Source organism: Kerstersia gyiorum (genome assembly GCF_004216755.1).
In the GTDB taxonomy this organism is placed as follows: domain Bacteria; phylum Pseudomonadota; class Gammaproteobacteria; order Burkholderiales; family Burkholderiaceae_B; genus Kerstersia; species Kerstersia gyiorum.
This window is the reverse complement of sequence record NZ_SGWZ01000001.1, coordinates 1,397,624-1,420,121: the sequence shown is the minus strand read 5'-3', so window position 1 is coordinate 1,420,121 and position 22,498 is coordinate 1,397,624. Positions and strand designations below refer to the sequence as shown.

Here is a 22,498-nt window from a genome sequence, read left to right as displayed (position 1 = left end):
CCCGTCAGGGATGAGCGAACAGCGAACCTGAAGCAGCGCGGTCCGCGAAGCGGAGACGCAAAGATATGTTTCGTTTATTATCTGTTTGTGCGAATTAAACAATCCATCAGCCACAAAGAAAGATATGGCATTGAGCTTAGATTAAACGTTGATGGTTTATGAGGCAGAGTGCCTCCAAGTCTGCGGCAATCCATATGCTATTCACAGGCCGCACACAAGCATTGCCACAAGTAGCATAGGGGTAGGCATAAGACAGCTTTCAATAGTCGATCGAGGATGGCATGAATCATTCGGAAAAGATTGCAGCGGATAAAACATCGCTTGGCTTCGAGTTTCAGGATTTGGTTTACATTGAAAAGCTCATTGAGCTTAGGTCAGGGCAAACACTTGGCCTTGAGCTCCATGACGACATTCATGTAGAAACCGCGGCAGATGATTCTTCTATCGAGGAAATCTTGCTCATCCAGGTCAAACACTCTGTTGAATCTGGGAACATCACGGATCGAGACATCGACCTTTGGAAGACTATCCATAACTGGCTGAAGCTTGTCCCAGGCCTGCCAAATTGCCGGTCACTAAAATTCCAGCTGTACACCAACAAAAGCCTTAATAATCAAGAATTTGTAAGCTTACTAAAAAATTCACGAGCCAACATCCAGGCGATCATTGATCATATAAGAAAGACAAATAAAGAAATTACAGAATCAGAATCACAAAAGAAACCTGAAGATTCTAGAAATCCACTTTCCAAATATGTGGATTCAGTTTCTCAATCAAGCGACGAGGAACTTAAATTTATCTTTGATAGATTTGAATTCCACTCTGATAAATCGCCCATCATTGCAAGAATATCTTCTGCTCTTCGACAACTATCAATTCCCGACTCTCGTCTGGAGGAAACCAGAAAGCATGTAATAGGTGCATTCAAAGAATCAAAATTTTCGAGAATCATAGAAGGGGAAAAGGTTGTCATTACCTTCGACGATTTCAGGGTCAAAATGGGGTTTGACAGGATTGTCAGATCCGCTCGATCAGAACCTGCTGATTTTGATCAGTTTGTAGACATCTACTACAGCTATCACCGACCAGACAAACTGTCTTTCAGTCATAGCAGGTTCTATACACAACTGAAAGACATTGGTATCAATGATGAAGAAATCATTGACCGTGGAGTCGAAATGATGCTGGCAGATCAGTTCATGGATTCTCTGCGAGACGCAGGGTCTTTTAGCTCAAGCGACAATTCCAGGTTAGAAAACAAAGCAGTATCCGACTGGCAATTACTGCACAACCAATCACATAGAAAAACAACCGAAAGCGATGAGGGGCTGCATCAACAAGCATCTCTAGACTGCTACGACAAAACAATGGGTAGCACATTGAAAGCTGGCGACATAGAACTTCCCAGAAATTTAAGCTGTGGGAAATACACGAAGCTCTCCAACATTCCTCGCATTGGATGGCGTAAAGATTGGAAAGAGAGATTTGAAGAATGAATCGCTTATCGCAAAATGAACTGATCGGTGTGGTAGCCATTCAAAGTGCGCTAGATAACTTAGAAGACCAGCACTTATCTCTTGCAAAAGCGATGCTAATCTTGCCCCTTGCTTTTGATAAGGCCGTACGCTCCATTCTAAAAAGAAAAAACAGTGTCGTATTAAGCGCCAAAGATCTTCTGGTTTCCAATCCATCTTCATTTATTACCATTCGATCAAGATATGAGGATTTAACCATAACATCCTTGAATGCGATTATTCTGGCACAAGAGATGGGAGTTGCGGCATTGACTGGAAATAACCTCACCCTCAAGAAAAAGATATTTTTTCAGGGTGAATCAGAAATTGGCAAGATTGCATCAGATATATTGGCATCAGGCCCGAATCTCGGCGTAATTCTCAGCGAAAGCACTGCCGATCTCTACCAAATATTCAGGATTGAATTGTGAGCAATATTCAGATCTCAAAAATCATTCTTTGGCAAAAAAACGGAATCAAAAGAACTCTTGATTTCCTTCACAATCGCATCAATGTGATAACTGGAGATTCAGGGAAGGGAAAATCATCAATTCTATTTATTATTGATTATTGCTTGCTGGCAAGCGAAACCACTGGAATATCGAAAACAAACATCGACTCAAAGGTGGATTGGTATGGTATCAAGATCTCCAGCAATGACAAGGAAATCGTCATAGCACGTCCATCTGAGAGCAATGGAACGACTGATCAAGCGTACTTTAGTGAGAACGGAATTATTCCGCCTACTCCGATATTAAATATCAGGGTCGAAAATTTAAAAAAAATTCTCAGCGGAGCCTTTGGAATTGATGCTGATTTACGGGTTCCTTATGGCGGGCGATATATCAAGGCCGGCTCTAAAGTATCTTTCCGGAACTTCCTTGCATACAGTTATCAAGACCAGAGCAGCATCGTCGCACCAGACCATCTTTACATTCGGCCTGCTGATGGCCGATACCAGGAGGCGATCGAGCGAACTTTCCGGATGGCCATTGGGGCGGAGAATGTAGGTACAGCGCTTGCACGCAACCGTCTGTTGGAACTGGAACGCAAGAGAGCCATTCAGGAGAGAAAAAATGAATCTTATAAAAAAACCGCAAATATATTTGCTGAAGAAGTTGAGTCTTTGTCTAGAGAGGCTCATTCACTAGGAGTCATAGAACGCATTCCTGATTCTTATGAGGACAGCATCACGACACTGCGGGAGTTAGTGCAAAAGCCCGTACCGCCCAGCGACCAAAGAAAAGAAATTGAACGCATAGAGCGTGAAATTTTCCGGTTGTCCGCAAAGAATAGACAATTGCAAGCTTTTATCGAAGGCAAGCCCTCCTATACGTCTAATTTGAAAGAAATTGAGGATGCGCTCAAACCCGTGAACGCCTTCAATTCGCAGTCCGACGATATCTTTCCATCCGAACTCGCCAATGAAGTTATTGCCAGATTGCAACGTGAACTTGTCGATATAAAGTCATCATTACGTAGCCGCAATAGTTTTCCATTTTTGGATGAAGTGAAAGGCATCCATGAGGTCAATGAAAATAGGATAAAAGAGCTCAAGGATGAATTGTCTTCAATAAAAATAACCAACCCAGTCAGTCACAACCCCAACGATTATTACCGCTATTTGGGCCGCCTTGAGACAAAGCTGGATGTCTATAGTCACAACGCGAGCCAGGATATTAAAGAACTACAAGATGATCTCGATGAAGCCATCATAAACTTGCAGAGAGTTGTTGATCAAAATGAAGAGAAAAGTACTTTAGCCAAGCAGCAATTAAATACACTGATCAACAATCGACTCGCTAAGCTTCCATTAAAGGGCTATGACGATTTCTCTGCTTTTTATTATGAAAAGGAGAAGTTAATCCATCTACACTCTTCAGATTTGGCTACTATAGAAAAGATGCCGGATGTTGGTAGCGCATCAAATTATCTGTATCTTCACGTGTGTTATTTCCTCGCAATTCATGAAATAGCTAAGGCGAGACAAATTCCTTGGGTTCCCTCCTTCTTGGTGCTAGATCAGGTCAGTACGCCGTACTTCTCTAGCGATGGTAAGCCCAATGATGACATCCGTAGCTTGGATAAAGTATTAATGGAGCTAAATCAATTTGTCATCGACATGGATAAGCATGGTGGGTTTCAGATTATTTTGCTAGAGCATATTGACCAGGGTCATTGGACCTCACTGAATCTGGATCGCTTCCACCTTGTGGACAAGGAACTCCGCGAAAATTACGGTCTTATTCTTGACAATCTGGAAGACGGAAAAGAATAACTTTCTAGTGGTATTTTCAACTGGCATGCAAATATATGCTGAATAGCTCGGAGTATATGGAGATTGATGCTGGGACTTCTCGTTGGGCTGCCTATGTTCAATGGACCATGTATGGTCGTTTCTGTAGATAAACACAGTCCTCGCGTAGCGCAGAAAATCAGGGACCGTAGCCCCAAAATGTCAGATTAGTCCATGCTCTGCAAACGACGCTGTGTTTGCACCGGCTACAATCACATGATCCAGCGTGCGCACCTCCACCAGCCCCAGCGCGTCCTTGAGCCGCTGTGTCAGTACCTTGTCGGCGTTCGACGGCTCGGGATTCCCGCTCGGATGGTTGTGCGAGAGAATGACCGCCGCCGCATTGAGCCGCAGGGCTTCTTTGACCACTTCACGCGGATACACCGATGCGCTGTCGATGGTGCCGTGGAACATCTCCCGATACTCGATCAGCCGGTGACGTGTATCTAGAAACAGCACAGCAAAGATTTCATGCTCAAAACCTGCCAACTTATTGCGCAGGTACTCCTTTACCAGCGCCGGGGAAGTGAACTCAGCGCCACGTTGCATCTTCAGCTCAATGGCCTGGCGTGCCGCTTCGAGGATTTGATCGACAGATGCCGGCAGGTAGCGCCCCTGGGCGTCACGCACCAGCAAAGCGTCATCGAACGAGGAAAAGGACAGTTGCGACATGATCGTGCTCCGGTTGCTCGGGCGGAATTGCCCGGAACCGTGATCAGCACGGCGCAGCGCAAGCAGTCAGGGATCGAAGACGGCCGACAGGCCGCAAGCGTGCGAGCACGCGAAGTCATTGACGGCGAGAACGCCGTGGTACGGTGAAGGGAACAGCAAGACCGCCTACACCCCACTCAGCCACACACCCGCCGTTGGCAAGTGCGCAGCACGCGCAGACCCGGATCAAAAATCCAGGTCGGAGGCGTCAGGGATGTGAAAGGCTGGCGATAGCCAGTCCCGTCAGGGATGAGCGAACAGCGAACCTCGAGCAGTGAGGTCCGCGAAGCAGAGACGCAAGCATGTATTTCGCTTATTATCTATTTGCATCAACACTTGGTTTCGGCCAAGCGCGGATGATTGGAACGGTTTATATAACGATTTATAGAAGATTCGGCTTGAAGAGCTCTACGTTTAGTCCTGGGAATTGCCCATAACCGGAACGGAAATAGAAAATGAAAGTAGTTCGTCTAGGCATCTCGAATTTTCGGGGCATCAAGTCTGCGGAACTGCTTTTCGATGGGCACACGCTCATGGTCGGCTCTAATAACGTCGGTAAGAGCACCATCTGTGACGCGCTAGACCTTGTCTTGGGGCCAGATCGACTAAACCGATTCCCGCCAATTGACGAGTTTGACTTTTACAACGCCCAGTATCTGGCCCCGCCTGCACAAGAGGGGGCCGAGCCCGAGTCAATTCCATTACGCATAGAAGTCGTCCTGATCGAATTGAGCGCTGAAATCGACGCCAAGTGCGGTGGCAACACAGAGTTCTGGCACTTAGAGGAACAGCGCCTTTTGGGCGAGGGGGAAGTACAGGCCGCCAACCCGCCACATGTGGTTCCTTGCCTTCGTCTGGAGACCATTGGCAAGTACGATCTCGCCGAGGACGAATTCGAAGCCAGAACTTTCTTTTCCCACAGCCCTGACGCGCCAGAAGGCACACTGACGCCCGTCTCTAAGCCGATCAAGCGGCAGTTCGGATTTCTCTACCTGCGGGCATTGCGGACGGGATCGCGGGCGCTGAGCCTTGAGCGCGGCTCGCTTCTGGACATCATCCTACGCACCAAGGGCGTTCGCACGACTCTTTGGGAAAAGACCATCGAGCGACTACGCGGGCTCGACATTGAAGCCGATGCCGCTGAGATCGCTCCTGTCTTGCGTTCGGTCGAAAAGCGGCTTGCCCGCTACATCGCGTTGGAGTCGCCCGGCAACGCGACGAAGCTGCACGTCTCGGAGCTCACGCGCGAGCATCTTCGCAAGACGATGTCGTTCTTCCTGTCCATCTCTGCCGACCAAGGCCCCGTCCCCTTTCCCCACGCGGGCACCGGCACTGTCAACACGCTTGTGCTCGCTCTGTTGTCGTTCATCGCGGATCTCAAACCCGACACCGTTATCTTCGCCATGGAGGAGCCCGAGATCGCAGTACCTCCGCACACGCAGCGCCGAATCGCCCAATACCTGCTGACGAAGACCACCCAGGCCTTCGTGACCTCCCACTCGCCCTTTGTGATCGAGAAATTCGAGCCGTCGAAAACACTACTTCTCTCGCGTGACGGCGGTATGGTCAGCGCCCGCAAGGTATCCGACGCAACGGGCCTCAAAGACAACGACTACAAGCGATTCTCCCGCTCGGGGCTGTCCGAATGCATGCTGGGGCGAGCAGCCATTGTCGTCGAGGGCGTCACTGAGCTGCATGCAATGCCCATCATCGCGCGCCGCATGGAAGAAAACGACCCTAATTTGCAGCCTCTGGACATCGCTGGCGTGGCGTTCTTCGACGCCGACGGCGAGTCGAACATGCCCAAATTCGGTAAGTTCTTCAAAACGCTGGGGCTGCGTACCTTCGCTTTCTACGACCTCGACTACAAGAAGAAGCGCAAAGCCGAGCAGGCGCAGGCACTTGCGGAAAATTTCGAGATTAACGTCGAGCACGCCTACAAGGGCTTTGAAGACCTCCTGGTGGCTGAAGTGCCAGTGGATCGACTTTGGTCATTCCTCGCAAACCTCAAAGCAAACGGCGAACATGGCAATATCGCCATCCCCGACGCGCGCCCATCCGACGACGCTATCAAGGCCGTCGCCAAGGAGGCTCTCGGCGGAAACAAAGGCGCAGGCTGGTCGGCCCGCCTTCTTGAAGAGTGCGAATTCAACGAGCTGCCGGCTACCGCCACACAATTCCTCGCGTCCGTGTTCGCTCTGTTCCCGCCGCCGCCGCCCATCAACGAGGGCGACGGCGAAAACGCCGATCTGTTCGCCTAGCCATGAACGAGCCTTGCCCGCTTCGCGACAGTGTCCTCGCTTGCGAAGGACACGCACTGGTCATTGGTGGCCCCGGCAGCGGTAAGACGACCATTGCACTGCGAAAGGCGGTCAAGCGTATTCAACAGGGTATGACGCCTGGGCAGTCCGCGCTTTTCCTAAGCTTCTCGCGCGCGGCAGTGACGCGCATCCTCGACGCGGCCAAGCTAGAAGCTACAGCAGCCGAGCAAGAGCAACTTTCGATTCAGACCTTCCACTCCTTCTTCTGGGACATCCTGAAGGCGCACGCCTACCTGCTCGGTGCTCCGCGAAAACTGTCGATTTTGCTGCCGCAGGATGAGAAGGCTCTGAGCGGGGGCATCGACGACGATGACGACGAATGGGATCAATGGCTAATTGAGCGCGAGCGGCTGTTCCGCGAAGAGGGCCGCATCGCGTTCGACCTGTTCGCTCCCAACGCCACTCGTCTGCTCGCCACCAGCAGCCACTTGCTTTCCTCGCTCGCGCGGCGGCATCCCATCATCATCGTGGACGAGGCTCAGGACACCGGGCAATTCGCGTGGCAATGCGTTGAAATGCTTGCTCCACACGCGCAGATCGTTTGCCTAGCCGACCTTGAACAACAAATCTTCGATTACCTGCCTGGCGTTGGACCAGAGCGGATCGCAGCGATTCGCGCTGCCCTTCATCCACTCGAAGTTGATCTGGGCACTCAGAACCATCGCAGCCCAGACTCTGAAATCTTGCTCTTTGCCAACGACATTCTGGCCGGGCAGGCGCGCGGTGCACCCTATAAAGGGATCTCTTCCTTTTCCTATCGGCCAGAAAACCCAACACCGAACTGGAACCATGTTCTACGACGCGCCATAGCTCAGTTGCTGTCGAAAATCCGCGCGGAGTCCGATAGCCGACCTCGAACGCTCGCAATCTTGGTGTCAAACAACAGAAGTGCGCTGCGTATGTCGAACGCGCTCAACGCAATCGAACCTAATGTAGGCAAGGCTGTGCGCCATAAGCTGCTATTCGACGAGGCCGAGGCCTTACTCTCGGCACGATTTGCGGCATTTCTGCTTGAACCCAAAGACCTTGCGCAACTCGAACTCGATGTGGCAGCCAGCATGGAGCTGATCGCCTCTGCGCGGCGGGCGACCGGACAAGCTAAGGCCGCCGTGAGCAAGCTCTTGGAGCAGGCTGGGAAAATTCGAGGCGGCAAGACCCTCAACATCAACATCGTTAAAGCGTTGCGGGGCTTAATTACAGGTCTTCACGCCGACGGCTTCACCGGAGACCCCGCCACCGACTGGCTTACCGTCAAATACGCTCTTCGAGACACTGGCCAAAATGAGTTGCTGCGCGTGGCTTCCCAGCTTGACTTCCTAGTCGCCTTCCGACGTGGACATCGAATTTCAGCAGGCTTAGCCAACGAGTGGCTGCGCGACGGTGCGTACACGAACGCTCGCTTAGCATTAGATCAAGCCCTCGCACAAGAGCAGATCTTGGATGGTATCGAGGCTCCTGCTGGGCTCCAGGTAATGAACTTTCATAAGGCCAAGGGGAAGCAGTTCGATGGTGTTGTGATTGTCCGGGAAGCTCGGCGCACGGCTGCAGGGGTACAGTCGTCCTTCGTTTGGCGAGGGGATGAGGTACCGCATCCTAAAAGCCGCAAGGTCCTGCGTGTGGGCATCACGCGTGCTCGCACTCACACGTTGATCGTCGATCCCCTGTGGCCGGCCTGTCCAATCCTGCGCGGACATAAGTTGTAGGGGCAAGGTCTGTGAAGCTCTTCTACCGACAGCGCTGACGGACTTCAGTTCTACCGTAGTCCGCAACCCTTACAGGAACTCTATAAATTCAATGACTAAATCTACGCACGAGAAAAACAAGACAAAAAACGACTACTTCGCCGCTGGCAAACCAGTTCACCGGCTGTCGTACTGTGCTTTTCTGGATGTCCTAGGATTTTCGGAGAGGATTCGCACCAGCTACAAGGATGGTACCGCGAACACACTATTGGAGAGTTTTCACAGAATCCTCGCCAAGAGCATTGCACGGCTTAAGGAGGATACCGACGAGTCGATGCTCTATTTCAAGTCGTTCACCGACAATGTGGTACTAGCCCATCCTCGATTCAGCGACGATATGGAATCGGAGTTCGGGTTCACCCTTTGGCCCATCAGGGAATACCAGTTCCAGATGGCGCTCAACGGTTTCTTCATTCGGGGCGGGTTGGCGGTTGACCAGTTGTTCATGGATGAAAACAGCGTGTACGGCATGGCGTTGTTGACAGCCCATGACCTTGAAAGCAAGGTCGCGGTTAATCCCATCGTCGTGCTGTGCGACAACACCATGAAGCTGGTTGACAAGCACATCGGCTACTATTCTGGAGAGGTTGCCCCTCAAGTTCGGGATGTTCTGAAAGGCCCGGACGGCCGTTATTTCTTGAACTATCTCGTAGAGTGCATTATTGAGGGTGATGAGCGAGAGTATCTCGATGCCAAATCTCTTCGCCGACACAAGAAGCAGGTCGAATCAGCGCTAAAAACCTATGCTTCAATACCGGCAGTGTTCTCCAAATTCGCGTGGCTCGCTGCGTATCACAACTATTTCTGCGACACGGTTTCAGGCTACCCGGAATACAGCGAGGCAATGAAGGTGTCCGCGACTGTCTGTGCTGTGCAGTTCCAGCGAATCACCAAGAAAAAGTAAGCCTTATATCAAGGAACCCGCAGGTTGCACACCGTGAAACTCTGTTATTTCCTGCGTCTTTCGGGGACCAGCGTGTCACGAGATTCGAGCAGACGCCGCGTGTTCTCCAGCTCTTTTTGCAGCAATTCAGCATCTGGCAGCACCGTCCGGTAGTTTGCCGCCATCACCTTGGTTGGCAAGCCATCCAACGCATACCGCGCCAGGGCATGGCCCTTGTCCGCGCACAGGATCAGGCCCACCGGAGGATTCTCATCCGGGTAAGCCCAATGCTCCTTGGCATAGTTGCAGTACATGTGCATCTGCCCCACATCGGCATGGGTCAGGCTGCCCAACTTGAGGTCGATGATGACCAAGCAGCGCAGCTTGCGATGAAAGAACAGTAGATCGACCCGATACCAGGTCTGGTCGATGCGCAAGCGACGTTGCCGCCCGACGAAGGTGAAGCCTTCCCCGAGTTCCAGCAGGAAGTCTTCCAGACGCTGGATTAATGCCGCTTCCAGGTCGGATTCCGAATACTCGTCCTTGAGGTCGAGGAACTCCAGCACATACGGGTCTTTGATGGCATCGTTGGGCGTGACGGCATCCTCGGGCTTGGCCACCGAACCCTTGACCAGCATCGCTGCCTTGTCCTTGGACAAGGCCGTGCGCTCGTAGAACTGGCTGCCAATCTGCCGGTCAAGTTGGCGCACGCTCCAGCCACCGCGCAGTGCCTCTGCCTCGTAGAACTGCCGGGCATAGTCATCCTTGACCGACAGCAGCCGGACATAGGCTGACCACGGCAAGGTGAAGGTCTGGGCCAGTTCGGAGAGGTCGAATTTCCGAGACACTGTCTGGGATTTCTCGGCAGGCGACTCATTTCCCAATTTCCCAGACACTGTCTGGGAAATCTCGGGCTGGGGGTATGCGAGGAAGAAACGTCGCATACTCTCCAGGTTATTGACGCCGAACCCACGCCCGAATCGGGCCGTCAAGTCGGCGGACAACCTCTCCATCAACTGCTCGCCGTAACCGGCCCGCCGTCTGCCTTTCTGCTCGGCTTCGACGATCCGGCGGCCAATCTCCCAATAGCTGGCCGTCATCAGCGCATTGACACTGCGCGCCGCCGCCTGACGCGCCGCGTCCAGCAGCTCCACGATGCCGCCGTGGATGCCGGCATAGCCAGCCGGTAAGGCAGCGGGTTTCCGTGTTGCCACGGGCGTCTTCCTTGTCATGCTGTCACCTCCATAGAACGGGATGCCCTGGTAATCGCCAGTCGCCGATTCGCCACCAGTTCGGCCGCATCCCGCACCGGCTTGTCCTCGGTATGAACATAGTGCATAAACATCGCCACGGTCTTGTGACCTGTGAGCTTCATGCCCACCTTGGTCGGCACGCCCGAATTGGCAATATCGGTGGTCGCCCGGTGACGAATGCCATGTGTGCCAACGTGCGGCACGCCAGCAGCCTTGAGCACGCGCGTCCAGCCGCCATAGTGTTCGCTGTGGGTCAGGTGCCGGGTCGGGTCATTCGGCGACGGCAGGACGTAGGGGCAGCCTTCTCGGCGCGGCGCTGTGGACAGCAGCCGATAGGCTTCCTCGCTCATGGGCTTGGAGATGCCGCCGGTCTTGCTGTCAGGCCAGACAACACGGCGCTTTTCCAGATCAACCCACGCCCATTCAAGCGGGCAGATTTCGGAACGGCGGGCGGCGAACTCGAATTGCAGACGGATCGCCAGCGGGATGACGTAGTTCTCTAGTCCTTCCGCCTCCAAGTGCTCCAGGTGACGGAAGATCCGCACCAGTTCATCGTCCACGATGAGCCGGGTTTCCTTGCCAGGCGGATACATCGGGACGTGGCGGCACGGATTCGTACCGTCTGGGCGAAGCCCCCACACTTCAGCCAGGTTGAACATCTTGCGTAGCACGCCGAAAGTACGGTTCGCCTCGGCCTGCTTGTAGGCCAGCTTCTTCATCAACGCGGCCACATCCGGGCGCTTCACGTCCTGCACCTTCATCCGGCCCATGATCGGGATGATGCAACGGTCAATCACGCCCTGATAGCCGCGCTGCGTGCTGGGCTTGTTGCGCTGCTTGGAGTAGTCCTCCATGAAGGTATGGCAGAACTCCTTCATGGTCGGTGCCTTGCGGGCGGCGTTCTTGGCCGCGCTGGGGTCGCCACCTTTGCGCACCTCGGCCAGCCACTCCTGCGCCATCGTGCGTGCCTGATCGACCGTCAGTTCCCCGTACTGCCCCAGGGCGGGCTTGCGGCGCTCTCCGGCGTTCGTGCGGTACTGGAGCATGAACACCTTGCGGCCCGCCGGGGTGATCTTGCACAGGAAGCCGGGCACCACGGTATCCCGCAGTTCGATGGCCTTGTCTTGAGGTTGCGCCGCATCGACTGCGGACTTGGTTAGCTTGATCTTCGCCATGATGACTCCTCGGAAAGCCCGGTTTCCAAGAGCCGCATGGGAGCCACGCGAGGGGAAGCCGGGTCAAGTTTCGGAAAGCACCGGCATATGTTGAACTCGCCTAAGTGATTGATAAACCTGCTGTATCGAGCCTTGGCGTAGTCCAGCGAATTGCCGAGCTAGAGTCATCGTGAAACAAAAAAACCGCAGTTTTCGTCCTCGGCTGCGCCAGTGACGACCGCCGTGCCGCATCATTCATGCGGCAACAGCCTGACGCGGCCACGAACGCAACTGACGACCCACTCCCCGTGCCTGACCGACATTTTCCGGTCATGTCCCAAGGCATGCAGTTGGCGCAGTTGCCTGAGCATATCGTTGAGCCTGGCCTCGGTCGGCATCATTGCCCCCCGAGTCTGCAGCCAGTAGCGAAAGACATGCGCCTGGCGGGCCGTGGAAAGCTCACGCCAGCGCGCCAGCGCAAAGCTGCCATCCTCCGCCAGTTCCAGCGCCTGCAAATCGGCATGCGCGACTTCCGCGAGTATTTCCGCCTGCTGGGCCGCAAGGCGGGCATGCCTGGCGAGGATACTGCGCCAGCCGCGCCAGCGCTCGTCGAGCACCGGGGCAAGCTGCACACGCAATGCCGCCCGGGTATAGCGGGGATCTAGATTGCTTGGATCATCGGCCAGCGGCACGCCATATTGCTCGGCGCAAGCCTGCGCCAGCGGCACGATACGGCTGCGCGGCACATCCAGCCAGGGCCGCCAGTACGCCAGCCCGCCACGCTCGCTCTGCCGCGCCATGGCGGCCAGTCCTTCCGGCCCCGTGCCGCGCAACAGGCGCAACAGCACGGTTTCCGCCTGGTCGTCCTGATGATGTGCCAGCAGGATGATGCCTACCCCATGGGTGCTGGCCAAGTCGGCCAGCGCCGCATAGCGCGCTTCGCGAGCGGCGGCCTCCATGCCTAGTGCGGCAACACCGGTGACATCCACCCGGGCGACATGCACCGGACAGCCAAGATGAACGCCCAGCGCACGCGCCTGGGCAGCCCAGGCATCGGCCTGCGCCAGCAAACCATGATGGACATGGAAGCCATGCAATGCCAGGCCCAGGCCCTGTGCCAGCGGCGCGGCGCAACACGCCAGCGCAAATGAATCCGGCCCGCCGCTCAGGCCCACGGCGATGCGTGTTCCTGGGGACAGGCCGGCCAACATCACCCGCAAGGGCTCGGTCAGCGCGTTGGCGGCGCTGGCGCTCGAGCCGCGAGCCGCCGCTTGCATACTGTCCTCAGCCTTTGACTTCCTGCACTTCGCCATAGGCGCGAATGCGCTCCAGGCGGTGGGCCACCAGCTGGTCGGGCGTCATGCCGCTCAGCTGACGCAGGGATTCGCCCAGCGCCCGTCGCAGCAGGCGTGCCATGACGCCAGGGTCGCGATGTGCGCCGCCGATAGGCTCATTGACGATGCGGTCGATCAGGCCCAGTTCCTTGAGGCGCGGCGCCGTGATACCCAGCGCAGCCGCAGCTTCCGAGGCCTTGTCCGCACTGCGCCACAGGATGGAAGCGCAACCTTCGGGAGAAATCACCGAATACGTGGAGTACTGCAGCATCAGGACGGTGTTGCCCACGGCAATGGCCAATGCGCCGCCCGAACCGCCCTCGCCGATGATCGTCGAGATGATGGGCACGCGCAGCTCGGCCATGGCGTACAGATTGTGGCCAATGGCCTCTGACTGGCCGCGCTCTTCGGCACCCACGCCGGGATAGGCTCCCGGGGTATCGACGAAGGTGAACACCGGCATGCGGAATTTTTCTGCCAGACGCATCAGCCGCAGGGCCTTGCGGTAGCCCTCGGGCCTGGGCATGCCGAAATTGCGGCGCGCACGCTCCTTGGTATCGCGGCCCTTCTGATGACCGATCACCATGCAGGGCTTGCCTTCGAAACGCGCCAGGCCACCAATGATGGATTGGTCATCGGCGTACATGCGGTCGCCATGCAGTTCGTGGAAATCAGTGAAGATCTCGCGCACGTAATCCAGCGTATAGGGACGCTGCGGATGACGCGCCACCAGGGCGGTCTGCCAGGGCGTCAGCTTGGCGTAGATGCCCTTGGCCAGCGTCTGGCTTTTCTGCTGCAGTTTGGAGATTTCATCCGAAATGTCGACTGCCGAATCAGTCTGGACATAGCGCAGCTGTTCTATTTTGCTTTCCAGCTCCGCCAGAGGCTGTTCGAATTCGAGAAATGTATTGCGCATTGCGTATGGGATTCCGTATGCGTGAAGACGAGTCCGGGCCGTCAGCAGGAAGGCACTGCGACGGCATTCAGGCTGCGCCAGAGATACCAGGTGGCGACGGTGCGCCAGGGCTGCCATGCCTGCGACACCTCACGCGCTTCGAAGCGCGACACGGGCTCGCCACTGAAATAATGCTGCGAAATGGCTTTCAGCAGGCCGGCATCATCCAACGGCAGGACATCCGGCCGCTGTAGATTAAAGATCAGAAACATTTCCGCTGTCCAGCGGCCGATGCCGCGGATAGTGGTCAATTCGGCGATGACTGCCTCGTCATCCATGCTATCCCACAGTTCGGGGCGCAGCCTGCGCTCTTCGAAACCCGCTGCCAGATCAAGCACATACTCTGCCTTGCGCTTGGGCAGGCCGGCGCCTCGCAGGCCATCTTCGCCCAGCGCCAGGTACACGCCCGGCTCATGCGCCGCGTCGCTGGCCTGGCTCAGGCGTTCCCAGAGCGCGTTGGCCGCCTTGACGGAAATCTGCTGGCCGACCACCGAACGCACCAGCGTCGCAAAGGGCGTGCCGCGCGTCATCAGCCAGCTGCCATCGTGCTGTGGAATGATTTTCTTCAGGATGCGGTCGCGGCGCAGCAAATGCGCCACCGCAGCGTCCCAATACTCCGGCTTGGCGGAAGACATCTCCTGGCCGGCCTGGCCGATCTGGCTCATGCCCGCCTCCATACTGTCACGCCACCCGGCTTGTCGTCCAGTTCGATGCCCGCTGCCCGCAATTCGGCACGCAGAGCATCAGCACGCGTGAAATCACGCGCGCGCTTGGCTTCGCCGCGTTGTGCCACCAGCGCCTCGATGGCAGCATCAGCGAGCGCCGCGCCCGTTTCTCCACCGCTGTCGGTTTCCTGCTTCTGGCGATAGCGCGTCGGCCACTTGAAATAAGCTTCGGGGTCCTGTTGCAGCAGGCCCAGCAATTCGCCCAGGCCGCGCAGTTGTCCCGCTGCGCGGGCCGATGCATGACGGTTGGCTTCGCTGGCCAGTTCGAACAATACGGCCAGCGCGCCCGGGGCATTGAAATCATCGTCCATCGCAGCCTTGAATGCCTGCGCACTGGGGTGGTCCCAGTCGATCCCGGCGTCATCCGGGCGTACCGCCTGCAGGCTGCGGTACAGGCGATCCAGCGCATTCTGGGCGTCGTTCAGATTATCCGGCGCGTAGTTCAACGCGCTGCGGTAGTGGTTGCGCACGATGAAGAAACGCAGCATCTCCGCTTCACGCCGGTTGAACCAGTCGTCGCCTTCGCCTTCATGGTGTTCTTCATGGGAAGCGTCACGAGCGATGGTCTGGCGAATGGTGCGGAAATTGCCCAGCGACTTGGACATCTTGTCGGCATCCACCATGAGCGGGCCGCAATGCATCCAGATATTTGCCAGCGTCTGTTCGTAGGCGCCCTCGGTCTGGGCGATTTCATTTTCGTGGTGCGGGAACTTCAGGTCCGGGCCACCGCCATGGATATCCAGCGGCAGGCCCAGCAGCGCCTTGCTCATGGCCGAGCATTCAATATGCCAGCCTGGTCGGCCAAAGCCATAAGGCGAATCCCAGCGCGTATCGGCTGGCTCGGCCGGCTTGGCCGCTTTCCAGAGCACGAAATCGAGCGGATCGCGCTTGCTGGTATCGACCGCCACCCGTTCGCCGGCACGCAGGTCGTCCAGGCTGCGCCCGGAGAGCTTGCCATAGCCCGGAAACGAACGAACCGAATAATTCACGTCGCCATCATCGGCCCGGTAGGCCAGGCCTTTTTCCTCGAGCCTGGCGATGATGCCCAGCATATCGCCCACGTGCTCGGTCGCACGCGGTTCGGCGTCGGGAGACTGCACGCCCAGCGCACGCTCGTCGGCATGCATGGCGTCGATGAAGAAAGTCGTCACTTCACTGATGCGCCTGCCGGTCTGCACTGCGCGGCGGATGATCTTATCGTCGATATCGGTGATGTTGCGCACGTAACGCACTTCCAGCCCGCTGGCCCGCAGCCAGCGCTGGACCACATCGAAACTGACCAGCATGCGTGCGTGGCCGAGGTGGCAGTAGTCATACACCGTCATACCGCACACATACATGCGCACCTTGCCCGGTTCAACGGGGCGCAAGAAATCCTTGTTGCGTGACAGGGTGTTGTGAATCTGCATCATGAAGTCTAACGGCCCGATGTATGACAGGTAATGAACATGGCCGCGCGAACAGTGCATCCTGGGGAAATACCCCCTGGCGGCGCGGCGCAGCCAGCGACATGCCGTACCGGACGGCAAGCAAGGCTAAAATGGCGATCGGCAAGTATAGCAAGCACGGCTGCCCAGACTTCAAGCCCGGCAGTCTTTGCACAGAAATCCGCCCAGGCGATATGACCACAACCTTCTCGAATATCCTGTCCCGCACCCTGTTGGCCAGCCTGTTGCTGGCCTCTGCCGCTGCGCACTCCCAGGCATTGCCTGTCGTTGACCTGCCCACGCCGGGCAACAACGGCGAGCCCAGTGGCGGCTCGGACACACTGGCCCGTTTCCTCGAAGCCCTCAAGCCCGGCGTCGATACCTCGCTGCCGCCCAGCGCCAGCGAAACGGCGGCGGAAATCGCCCATCTGCTCGATAGCGGCAATACGAGCGAAGCCATGGAGCGCATCGAACAGCGCCTGGCCGAGGAAAGCGCCCGCAACGATCCCGGCGTCGATGTGCAGCTTCAGTTCCTCTATGCCCGCGCCCTCCAGGCCAGCGGCCAGACGGAACAAGCCATGAACATCTACCGCGAAATGACCGGCAATTACCCGGAACTCCCCGAACCCTGGAACAATCTGGCCGCGCTCTACTGGCGCGCCGGCAAGCTCGACCTGGCTGAAGATGCGCTATCCATGGCACTGAATGCCGACCCGGGCTATGCACTGGCCTGGGCCAACCTGGGCGACCTGCGCCTGGCACAATCGGCGCGCGCGCTGGAACGCGCACGCGCGCTGGGCCTGCGCGGCCTGGATGGCCGCATCTCCGCCGTACAATCCCTCTCATCCCCTGAGGTCCAGCCATGACCAACAGGACTTTTACTCGCCGGCTGGTTTTCTCCGGCATCGCCCTGGCGGCCGTGGTCGCCGCCAGCTTTGCACTGCTGCCGGTCAAGACCGGCGGCGCCTCCAGCCCGGCAATTTCACCGACAACTCAAGGAGCCCCCGTCATGAGCAATCAGCCCCGCGTCAAACTGCAAACCAATCAAGGTGACATCATCATCGCCCTGGACGCGGAAAAAGCGCCGGTCAGCGCCGCCAATTTCCTGACTTACGTCCAGGAAGGCTTCTACGACGGCACCATTTTCCACCGCATCATCGACGGTTTCATGATCCAGGGCGGCGGCTTCGAAGCCGGCATGAAGCAAAAGCAGACCCATGCCCCGATCAAGAACGAAGCCGACAACGGCCTGAAGAACAAGCGCTACACGCTGGCCATGGCCCGCACCAGCGACCCGCACTCCGCTACGGCCCAGTTCTTCATCAACGTCAAGGACAACGACTTCCTGAACTTCACCTCGCCCACGCCGCAGGGCTGGGGCTACGCCGTCTTCGGCGAAGTCGTTGAAGGCCAGGATGTGGTCGAGAAGATCAAGGGCGCCCGCACCGGCAGCCGTGGCTTCCACCAGGACGTGCCGGTCGAGGACGTCGTCATCATCAAGGCAGAAACGATTGAGTAAGTTGCCGCGCCTGACGCTGCCCGGCACGCTGTGGTTCGCCGCCGACCTGCATCTGGCGCAAGCCACTCCGGCTACCAATGAAGCCTTCATCGGCTTCCTGGAAGCCGCTGCCGAGGAAGCCGACGCCCTGCTGCTGCCGGGCGACATCTTCGATTTCTGGATCGGCGACGATACGGTCGCCATCGCGCCGCCCTGGCTGGCGGCAGTACTGGAGGCCATGCGCGCCACGGCCAGCCAGATCCCCCTGTGGATCGGCCGGGGCAACCGCGACTTCCTGATGGGGGAAACGCTGGCCGGCCAGTTGGGCGCGCAGTTGCTGCCCGACGCAGTGCTGCTGGAAACGGACTATCGCACCGTGCTGCTGTCGCATGGTGACGAATACTGCACCGACGACCAGGCCTACCAGCAATTCCGCGCCATGGTACGCGATCCGCAATGGCAGGCGCAGTTCCTTGCCATGCCCATTCCGGAACGCCTCAAGATGGCGCAGCAGGCCCGCAGCGACAGCATGCAGGCCAACCAGCAAAAGTCGCAGGAAATCATGGACGTGAATGCGCAAGCCATTGACGCCGCCTTCCGCGACACCGGTGTCTCCCTGATGATTCACGGCCACACCCATCGCCCCGCACGCCACGTGCTGCAGGTCGATGGCCGGGCCTGCGAACGCTGGGTGCTGCCCGACTGGAGCTGTGATGAGCAGCCCTGGCGCGGCGGCTGGTTCGCGCTGGACCTGGATGGCCTGACCGCCTACGACCTGGAAGAAGCCGACAACGAGGCAACGGAACACCGTTCCTGAGCCAGGCACGGCCGCCAGCCTGGCGGCCTGCCCGGCAATGGCCCGCTTGCAGACGAAAAAACCGCCTGCCACCCTGGTTTCATCCAGGAATGGCAGGCGGTTTCTTTTTGCCGGGCAGCCCTGGCGGCGGCGCCGCCTGCTGGATGCCCCCCGCTCAGGCCTTGGCGAACAGGACGACGGCCACCACCAGGCCCAGCGCGATGCGGTACCAGGCAAAGCCGCGATAGGTGTGATTGGCGACGAAGCGCAACACTGCACGCACGACCAGGATGGCGCTCAGGAATGCCGCCACGAAGCCCACTGCAATGGCCGACAGGTCATGTTGCGTCAGCAGGTGATAGTTGCGGTACATGTCGTAAACTGCCGCGCCCAGCATGGTGGGCATGGCCAGGAAGAACGAGAACTCCGTTGCCGTCTTGCGCTGGATGCCTGCGATCATGCCGCCGACGATGGTGGAGCCAGAGCGCGAAGTGCCCGGAATCATGGCCACGCACTGCGCCACACCCACGCCCAGGGCCTGCTTCCAGGAGATCTGCTCCAGCGTATGCGACGTGGCACGGACATCGGCCGCCGTCTGCTTGGGCTCCTTGGCGTTGTGCGCATTGCGCTCCACGTACAGCATGATGAGACCGCCGATGATCAGTGTGGTCGCCACGACCCCGGGGTGATAGAAGATCGCCTTGATCTGGCTGATGAAAATCGCGCCGACGATGCCGGCCGGCAGGAATGCCACGATCAGGTTGCGCGCGAACAGCACTTCCTGGCGTTCACCGCGCAAGGTGCCGCCGATCAACTGGCCCAGGCGGGCACGGAAAATCCACATGACAGCCAGGATGGCGCCCAGCTGGATCACCACTTCAAACACCTTGCCGTCACTGCTCTGGAAGCTGATCCAGTCACCGATGAGGATCAAATGCCCCGTGCTGGACACCGGAATGAACTCCGTCAGGCCTTCGATAATGCCTAGAAAAAATGCCTTGACCAGATGTAGAAGTCCTGCGTCCATGAATGTTTCCGATAGTCATTTAAGAAATCGGCAACGGCTGAAAGCCGCTGCCGTGTTTTATATCCGCTATCCGCCCAGCTGTGCTGTACACCGGAATCGGTCCGAAACGCCGCATCATACCCGGCTTGCCTGACCTCTTCTTGAAAGCGTGGCCGGCAAGCCGGCCACGCCTGCCGGGGTTCAGGCTGGCTGAGAGCCGCTTTCCGGCATTTCCGGCTCCAGGATGGAGCGTTCAACCAGTACGTCGGCGATGCGCCGGCCTTCCAGCGCCAGCACCTTGAAGCGCACGCGCACATGGTCCTGGACGTATTCGCACACGTCATCCACCTGCGGCAGGCTGCCGAAGCGTGCCAGCAGATAGCCTGCCAGCGTGGTGTAGTCGTCGGCCTCGTCCACCAGGCCATCGACTTCCAGGACCTGCTCCAGGTAGTGCAGATCGGCAGCTCCATTGACGCGCCAGCGGTTGTCACCGTCGGGGATGACATCCGGTGTTTCATCTTCGTCGGGAAACTCACCCGCAATGGCTTCGAAAATGTCGATGGGCGTCACCAGGCCGTCGATCGCACCGAACTCGTCGGTCACCAGTACCAGTTGGCCCCGCGAACGCTTGAGTGTTTCGATCAGACGCAGGATGCCGATGGACTCGTGCACGATCAATGGCTCCCGCAGGCGGTCGCGGCGGATGGCGCCTTCCGTGATGATGTCGGCGATCATGTCCTTGACCCGGCCTACTCCCACGACCTCATCGAGCGCCCCATCGCACACCGGGAAGAAGCTGTGCGGCGACGCGCTCAGCTGTTCACGGATTTCCTCGGGGCTGTCCTTCAGGTTGACCCAGCTGATATCCGTGCGGGGCGTCATGATGGACTGGATGGAACGCTCGGCCAGCGTCAGGACGCCGCTGACCATGTTGCGCTCTTCGACGCCGAAGGCGACGGCAGGTTCTTCCGGCGCCGGCTTGTCGGTTTCGATTTCATCCGGCAGGCGCTTGCCCAGCATGCGCAACACAGCTTCGGCCGTGCGTTCACGCATGGGTCGCGCCGCCACTGTGCGCACCAGGCTGCGACGTGCCAACTGATTGAGCACCTCGATCATGATCGAGAAACCGATGGCCGCGTACAGGTAGCCCTTGGGCACCTTGAAGCCAAAGGCTTCCGCCACCAGCGAAAAACCGATCATCAGCAGGAAGCCCAGACACAGGACAACCACGGTAGGGTGGCGGTTGATGAAGATCGTCAGCGGCTTGGAGGCGATCAGCATCACGCCAATGGCGATAACCACAGCCATCATCATGACCGACAGGTGTTCTGCCATACCGACGGCGGTAATGACGGCATCCAGCGAGAATACGGCGTCCAGCACCACGATCTGCGTCACAATGACCCAGAAGCCGGCATAAACGCGCGGACCGCGGACGTGATGTGTCTTGCCTTCGATACGCTCGTGCAACTCCATCGTGCCCTTGAAGAGCAGGAAGAAGCCACCAGCCATCAATATCAGGTCGCGGCCGGAAAAGCTCAGCGCCCCGATGGAAAACAACGGGGAAGTCAGGGTCGCTATCCAGGAAATCGCCGTCAACAGCGCCAGACGCATAATGAGCGCCAGTGACAGGCCGATGATACGGGCACGATCCCGCTGCGAAGGCGGCAGTTTCTCTGCCAGGATAGCAATGAATACCAAGTTGTCGATGCCAAGCACCAGCTCGAGCACGACCAATGTCAGCAAGCCGACCCATGCTGAAGGGTCCAGCAGCCACTCCATGTAAGACTCCCGTTGTTCTAGAAGCCTCTAATCGTACTAGGATTCTGTGTCACACGCGGCGCAACAGGATAAAAAAGTCTACGCATCCATCCGGCAATACGAAGCCGGGGCCCCCCCGCGCACGATTCCTGCGGCCTGGCCGGCTCGGCCACCATCCTGGCCCGTCTTCGTCTGGCGCAGCGTGGAAACCATAAAAAAACAGGCGCGGACCTTGCGGTTCGCGCCTGTTGCCGATGCATGGTTCCTGCCGCCATACGGCAGGCTGCCAACCATCAATCCAGTTGCAGGTGCCCCAGCATCTGCGTGAAGATCTTGGGCGAGCCGGCCAGCACATTGCCGGTTTCGAACCAGGTCTGCTCGCCTTCGAAATCGCCCACCAGGCCACCGGCTTCCAGCACCAGCAGGCCCGCGGCCGCCAGATCCCAGGGCTTGAGGTCCATGCCGCAGAAACCATCGAGGCGACCGACGGCCACATAGGCCATATCCAGCACCACCGAACCGCTGCGGCGCACGCCCGAGCACTGTTCCATCAATTCGCGGTAGCGCGGCACGCCGACCGGACCGGCACCGCTGGGCCAGCGCACGCCCAGCAGGGCGTCGTGATAGCGCGCGCGGCTGCCCACGCGCACACGGCGGTCATTCAGGAATGCGCCGCCGCCACGGCTGGCCGTGAACAGCTCATTGCTGGAGGGATCGTAGATCACCGCCTGGGTGGTCACGCTGCGATGCTGCAGGGCGATGGACACGGCAAAGGACGGATAGCCGTGAATGAAGTTCGTCGTGCCATCCAGCGGGTCGATGATCCAGCGATACTCGGATTCGGTCGAACCGTCGGCAGGCGGAACGTCGCCCGACTCTTCCGCCAGGAAAGCGTGGTCGGGATAGGCGGTGCTCAGGATTTCGATGATGGCCTGCTCTGCGGCCCGGTCGATTTCCGTGACATAATCGTTGGGCCCCTTGCGGCCGACCTGAATCTTGTCGAGGTCCAGGCTGGCGCGGTTGATGATCGCGCCGGCACGGCGCGCCGCCTTCACGGCGGTGTTGAGCATGGGATGCATAGAATTCCGTATTGATCCGTTCGCAGGCCCTGGATGACTCCCA

The 22,498-nt window shown here is 57.7% G+C and carries 19 protein-coding genes; 9 read left to right on the top strand and 10 right to left on the bottom strand.

Annotated elements, in window-relative coordinates:
- Positions 1-281: 281 nt before the first annotated feature.
- Genes EV679_RS06265 through EV679_RS06255 form a run of 3 tightly spaced genes read left to right on the top strand, consistent with a single transcriptional unit; the run spans position 282 to position 3,792 of the window.
- Complete coding sequence (locus EV679_RS06265; RefSeq protein ID WP_130486719.1) at positions 282-1,496, top strand: dsDNA nuclease domain-containing protein; 1,215 nt, start codon at positions 282-284, stop codon at positions 1,494-1,496.
- Complete coding sequence (locus tag EV679_RS06260) at positions 1,493-1,945, top strand: three component ABC system middle component (protein WP_130486718.1); 453 nt, start codon at positions 1,493-1,495, stop codon at positions 1,943-1,945. The genes EV679_RS06265 and EV679_RS06260 overlap by 4 nt, the downstream gene beginning before the upstream one ends.
- The gene (locus EV679_RS06255; protein ID WP_130486717.1) at positions 1,942-3,792 is read left to right on the top strand and encodes a DUF3732 domain-containing protein; all 1,851 of its coding nucleotides are present in this window, start codon (positions 1,942-1,944) and stop codon (positions 3,790-3,792) included. The genes EV679_RS06260 and EV679_RS06255 overlap by 4 nt, the downstream gene beginning before the upstream one ends.
- A gap of 180 nt (positions 3,793-3,972) precedes the next feature.
- Here EV679_RS06255 and radC read toward each other — a convergent pair whose 3' ends face one another.
- The gene (gene radC / locus EV679_RS06250; protein WP_130486716.1) at positions 3,973-4,482 is read right to left on the bottom strand and encodes a RadC family protein; all 510 of its coding nucleotides are present in this window, start codon (positions 4,480-4,482) and stop codon (positions 3,973-3,975) included.
- A 494-nt stretch (positions 4,483-4,976) separates the two neighbouring features.
- Here radC and EV679_RS06245 point away from each other — a divergent pair, with 494 nt between their 5' ends.
- The 3 genes from EV679_RS06245 to EV679_RS06235 all read left to right on the top strand — a co-directional run bounded on the left by EV679_RS06245 (position 4,977) and on the right by EV679_RS06235 (position 9,488).
- Positions 4,977-6,782: an ATP-dependent nuclease gene (locus tag EV679_RS06245; RefSeq protein WP_130486715.1), complete on the top strand. Its 1,806-nt coding sequence runs from the start codon at positions 4,977-4,979 to the stop codon at positions 6,780-6,782.
- A gap of 2 nt (positions 6,783-6,784) precedes the next feature.
- The gene (locus EV679_RS06240; protein ID WP_130486714.1) at positions 6,785-8,545 is read left to right on the top strand and encodes a UvrD-helicase domain-containing protein; all 1,761 of its coding nucleotides are present in this window, start codon (positions 6,785-6,787) and stop codon (positions 8,543-8,545) included.
- Between the two features lie 91 nt (positions 8,546-8,636).
- Entirely contained in the window at positions 8,637-9,488 is an 852-nt protein-coding gene (locus tag EV679_RS06235) for a hypothetical protein (RefSeq protein ID WP_130486713.1), read from the top strand.
- 44 nt (positions 9,489-9,532) lie between these two features.
- Here the strand turns inward: EV679_RS06235 and EV679_RS06230 are convergent, their stop codons facing one another.
- From EV679_RS06230 to cysS, 6 genes are all read right to left on the bottom strand, one after another.
- Positions 9,533-10,699, bottom strand: a complete 1,167-nt coding sequence (locus EV679_RS06230) for a PDDEXK nuclease domain-containing protein (RefSeq protein WP_130486712.1) — start codon at positions 10,697-10,699, stop codon at positions 9,533-9,535.
- The gene (locus EV679_RS06225) at positions 10,696-11,895 is read right to left on the bottom strand and encodes a tyrosine-type recombinase/integrase (protein WP_130486711.1); all 1,200 of its coding nucleotides are present in this window, start codon (positions 11,893-11,895) and stop codon (positions 10,696-10,698) included. Before EV679_RS06225 ends, EV679_RS06230 begins: the two co-directional genes overlap by 4 nt.
- Positions 11,896-12,125: 230 nt before the next feature.
- Positions 12,126-13,151 carry a tRNA lysidine(34) synthetase TilS gene (gene tilS, locus EV679_RS06220; RefSeq protein ID WP_130486710.1) on the bottom strand — a complete coding sequence of 342 codons (1,026 nt, stop codon included), beginning with the start codon at positions 13,149-13,151 and terminating at the stop codon, positions 12,126-12,128.
- Between the two features lie 7 nt (positions 13,152-13,158).
- Positions 13,159-14,124, bottom strand: coding sequence for an acetyl-CoA carboxylase carboxyltransferase subunit alpha (locus tag EV679_RS06215; protein ID WP_068370343.1), 966 nt, complete (start codon positions 14,122-14,124; stop codon positions 13,159-13,161).
- Between the two features lie 41 nt (positions 14,125-14,165).
- The gene (locus tag EV679_RS06210) at positions 14,166-14,798 is read right to left on the bottom strand and encodes a DNA-3-methyladenine glycosylase family protein (protein ID WP_083969566.1); all 633 of its coding nucleotides are present in this window, start codon (positions 14,796-14,798) and stop codon (positions 14,166-14,168) included.
- Between the two features lie 26 nt (positions 14,799-14,824).
- Positions 14,825-16,300, bottom strand: coding sequence for a cysteine--tRNA ligase (gene cysS / locus EV679_RS06205; RefSeq protein WP_068370488.1), 1,476 nt, complete (start codon positions 16,298-16,300; stop codon positions 14,825-14,827).
- Between the two features lie 209 nt (positions 16,301-16,509).
- On the opposite strand from cysS, the gene EV679_RS06200 reads away from it, so the two are divergent.
- The 3 genes from EV679_RS06200 (at position 16,510) to EV679_RS06190 (ending at position 18,630) form a co-directional block, all read left to right on the top strand.
- Positions 16,510-17,181, top strand: a complete 672-nt coding sequence (locus EV679_RS06200) for a tetratricopeptide repeat protein (RefSeq protein WP_068370489.1) — start codon at positions 16,510-16,512, stop codon at positions 17,179-17,181.
- Positions 17,182-17,324: 143 nt separating this feature from the next.
- Positions 17,325-17,834 (top strand): peptidylprolyl isomerase, encoded by a 510-nt coding sequence (locus tag EV679_RS06195; protein WP_068370494.1) that lies wholly within the window; start codon positions 17,325-17,327, stop codon positions 17,832-17,834.
- Between the two features lies 1 nt (position 17,835).
- Complete coding sequence (locus EV679_RS06190; protein WP_068370347.1) at positions 17,836-18,630, top strand: UDP-2,3-diacylglucosamine diphosphatase; 795 nt, start codon at positions 17,836-17,838, stop codon at positions 18,628-18,630.
- A 154-nt stretch (positions 18,631-18,784) separates the two neighbouring features.
- Here the strand turns inward: EV679_RS06190 and EV679_RS06185 are convergent, their stop codons facing one another.
- The 3 genes from EV679_RS06185 to EV679_RS06175 form a co-directional block, all read right to left on the bottom strand.
- A complete protein-coding gene (locus EV679_RS06185; RefSeq protein ID WP_068370349.1) occupies positions 18,785-19,636 on the bottom strand; it encodes an undecaprenyl-diphosphate phosphatase in 852 nt (283 codons plus the stop codon).
- A gap of 180 nt (positions 19,637-19,816) precedes the next feature.
- Entirely contained in the window at positions 19,817-21,397 is a 1,581-nt protein-coding gene (locus EV679_RS06180) for a TerC family protein (protein WP_068370351.1), read from the bottom strand.
- A 272-nt stretch (positions 21,398-21,669) separates the two neighbouring features.
- Positions 21,670-22,455 carry an inositol monophosphatase family protein gene (locus tag EV679_RS06175; protein WP_130486709.1) on the bottom strand — a complete coding sequence of 262 codons (786 nt, stop codon included), beginning with the start codon at positions 22,453-22,455 and terminating at the stop codon, positions 21,670-21,672.
- Positions 22,456-22,498 lie beyond the last annotated feature (43 nt).